General features: G+C 61.2%; 7 protein-coding genes. 4 read left to right on the top strand and 3 right to left on the bottom strand.

Translation table 11 applies throughout. The annotated features are described in order from the left end of the window. Positions 1 to 158: BrxR family helix-turn-helix transcriptional regulator (locus COA17_RS20005; RefSeq protein ID WP_483881755.1), on the bottom strand; the 158-nt coding region annotated here is incomplete at its 3' end. Between the two features lie 407 nt (positions 159 to 565). On the opposite strand from COA17_RS20005, the gene COA17_RS18480 reads away from it, so the two are divergent. Genes COA17_RS18480 through COA17_RS19995 form a run of 4 tightly spaced genes read left to right on the top strand, consistent with a single transcriptional unit; the run spans position 566 to position 2144 of the window. Continuing rightward, the gene (locus tag COA17_RS18480; protein ID WP_096614344.1) at positions 566 to 1207 is read left to right on the top strand and encodes a S24 family peptidase; all 642 of its coding nucleotides are present in this window, start codon (positions 566 to 568) and stop codon (positions 1205 to 1207) included. Positions 1208 to 1219: 12 nt separating this feature from the next. Next, a complete protein-coding gene (locus tag COA17_RS20000; protein WP_202902866.1) occupies positions 1220 to 1645 on the top strand; it encodes a thermonuclease family protein in 426 nt (141 codons plus the stop codon). Beyond that, positions 1642 to 1947, top strand: a complete 306-nt coding sequence (locus COA17_RS18470) for a DUF5818 domain-containing protein (RefSeq protein ID WP_096614342.1) — start codon at positions 1642 to 1644, stop codon at positions 1945 to 1947. The genes COA17_RS20000 and COA17_RS18470 overlap by 4 nt, the downstream gene beginning before the upstream one ends. Further along, entirely contained in the window at positions 1947 to 2144 is a 198-nt protein-coding gene (locus COA17_RS19995) for a DUF6961 family protein (protein WP_036527697.1), read from the top strand. Before COA17_RS18470 ends, COA17_RS19995 begins: the two co-directional genes overlap by 1 nt. 15 nt (positions 2145 to 2159) lie before the next feature. Here the strand turns inward: COA17_RS19995 and COA17_RS18460 are convergent, their stop codons facing one another. Further along, entirely contained in the window at positions 2160 to 2363 is a 204-nt protein-coding gene (locus tag COA17_RS18460) for a hypothetical protein (protein ID WP_096614340.1), read from the bottom strand. A gap of 168 nt (positions 2364 to 2531) precedes the next feature. Next, on the bottom strand, positions 2532 to 2605 hold a 74-nt coding region (locus COA17_RS20215), incomplete at its 5' end, for an ATP-binding protein (RefSeq protein ID WP_217991017.1).

Below are 2605 nucleotides of genomic sequence, written 5' to 3'. Positions count from 1 at the left end.
CCGAGATATCTGTTCAGATCCGTCGATGCCTGATTGATCGAAACGCCGAAAACGTCGATCAAGTCACTGCGGTTGACATGACCTTCCCAGAAGAGCCTGAATTCGATGAATTCGAGGCGGCTCTCAACCCCGCGCCTCAATCCCGAATCGCTATCCATTCCCACATCCCCCAAGAAACTGGGCTAAACCAGTTTCTGTATGGGTAAGCGTAATGGATGCTTGATGACGAGGCAACGAGATTCGGAAGGCGGTGGCCTCGATTTCGCTAGCCTACCTAGGGTTAACTGCCTCTGAGCTCGCAAGAAATTCCGAAACTTTCTGGCAGGTTTTGCGGCGTGGCCTGCGCCCGTCCCTTAGGTCCTGAACGAAACGGGGATCAGCTACAACATGACGGCCGAAGGTGCTCGGCGACGTCCGGGTTTGCACCAGATATTCCTCGATCTGCTCCAGAAGCTCCATCACCGTAGACTCGCTTTACCCTTGCGTTCTTGATATGTTCTTACTAGGAAGGCTTCCTAGAGTCTAGGATCGATTTTCCTAGGCGCCCGCGATAGGACTGGCAGTCATGGACGACGCACGAAGAGCCCTGGACGAGTTGATCCAGCAACGAGGAGTGAACTATTCCTCGGTTTCGCGCCTGCTGGGGCGCAATGCCGCCTACATCCAGCAGTACATCCGGCGCGGCAGCCCGCGGCAGCTGGACGAGCAGGATCGCTCGGTTCTGGCGCGATTTTTCGGGGTCGATGAGAAAATTCTCGGTGCCCCCGCCCGTCGTTCAGGTCCGGTCGTCGAACTGGTCCATGTGCCTTTGCTCAATGTCGAGGCATCAGCCGGCCACGGCGCGCTCGCGGAAATGGAAGCCAAATCAGCGCAATTCGGCTTCGACGAGAAGTGGCTACGCCGGCTGACCGCGAGCAAGGCATCGAGCCTGTCGATCATTGCCGTGCATGGCGACTCCATGGAGCCCACCCTTCATGATGGCGACGAAGTCATGGTCGATCTCGGGGACGGCCAGGCACGTCTGAGAGACGGGATCTATGTCCTGAGGATGGACGACATGCTGAGCGTCAAGCGGATTGCCCTCGAACCGCAGGGCAAGCGCGCCTCAGTTCTGAGCGACAACCCAGCCTATCCGAGCTGGCGCGGTCTCGAGAAGCGGACGCTCAATATCGTCGGGCGGGTTCTCTGGTTTGGACGAGCACTCTAAGGGAGCCATATGATACTCGCCTTGCTTGCCGCCTCTATCGTCGCCTCCGGACAGACATTTACCTGCACACCGACCCACGTCTGGGATGGTGACGGTCCGGTCTGGTGTGCGGAAGGTCCTCACCTTCGGATCGCCGGCATCGCTGCGCGGGAAATGGACGGCACCTGCAGGACCAATCAGCCCTGCCCCGCTGCCTCGGCAATTGAGGCGCGCGATGCGCTGGTACAGCTGATGGGCGGCGCGCGCGGAACGATCTCGACCGGTCATGTGGTGGTAAAGGGCCCGCGACTGACATGTCGCTCCGAGGGGGGCGCAGGCGGAAACAGGACCGCTGCCTGGTGCCAGCTGCCCTCAGGCGCAGATCTGTCATGCGCCATGATCAAGACCGGCACTGTCCTGCGCTGGGATCGCTACTGGAAAGGCCCGGCTTGCCGGTGAACAGCACCACGCATCTGACCGGCATCGTCGAGCGGGCGGCCAACGGGCCGGTGCTGCGAACCGATGGTGGCGGGACTTGGGAACTCGACAACACTCGCCAGGTACGCAAACTTATCGGCTCTCGCGTCGAAGTGGTCGGGGAGCGTTCGGGGTTCAACGGGTTTGTCTGCGAACAGATATGGCCGGCCGATCAGCCTCGTCCGACAGCATTTAAACTCCGCATCGAATTCCTTCTTGCGGCCGGCTTCGTCGCCTATGGTCTCTACGCGACAGTTGGCGCGTTCGTCAGCACGCTAGGCTGATGCTCAGCGACTGGGAACTCTGGGCCTGCGCCAACCATGTCCTGCAAACCCACGGCGATCAGGCACCCGTCCATGTCGCCGATCAGATTGGGGTCCTGGCACTTGTTGGCGACGAAGCAGGCATCCGGACATGGCAGGCTATCGCTGAGCGGATTGTCCAGCTGAGCTCCAACGCCTCTGACAAGCCAACGCACTAAGCGTCACTGACCAGGTCATCCGATTGGCGAGAGATCGCCGGGAAAGAGACAGGATTGCGCGCCTGGGCTGCCATGGCTGTCGCCTTCGATGGTGAGGCCGCGCATGCGTTCGACCAGATGACGAGCAAGATCGACCCTGGCGCTGCGCTGGGCGCGTGGGTCATCGGCATTGAGACGGATGAGAGTGTGCTCCGGCGCAACGGCCAGCGCGACTGTCAATCGGCGTCCAAAAAGGACCCCCTATCGGCGTCCAAAAGGGACCCCGTTTGTCGAGCGGTGTGACGGGTATGGCGGGCGTGCCGTTCGCGCTGGTTGCGGCGTAGGGCGGGCGTAGCCCGACCGGAGGCGCAACCAGCGCGAAGCATCTTCTGCCGGTGGTCCCGCGCGTCAGCTGCGGTGCTTGAATCGCCAGCTGTCGTTGCCGGTCTCGACGATGTCGCAGTGGTGGGTAATGCGGTCGA

Origin of the sequence: Sphingomonas ginsenosidimutans (assembly GCF_002374835.1) — a bacterium.
Taxonomy (GTDB): Bacteria; Pseudomonadota; Alphaproteobacteria; order Sphingomonadales; family Sphingomonadaceae; genus Sphingomonas; species Sphingomonas ginsenosidimutans.
Note: the sequence above shows the minus strand (reverse complement) of the source record. Positions and strands in the feature narration are given on the sequence as shown.

Excerpts from the sequence above, each read along its gene's own strand:
- COA17_RS19995 (WP_036527697.1), top strand. The coding sequence starts at position 1,947 with ATGCTCAGCGACTGGGAACTCTGGGCCTGCGCCAACCATGTCCTGCAA.
- COA17_RS18480 (WP_096614344.1), top strand. The coding sequence starts at position 566 with ATGGACGACGCACGAAGAGCCCTGGACGAGTTGATCCAGCAACGAGGA.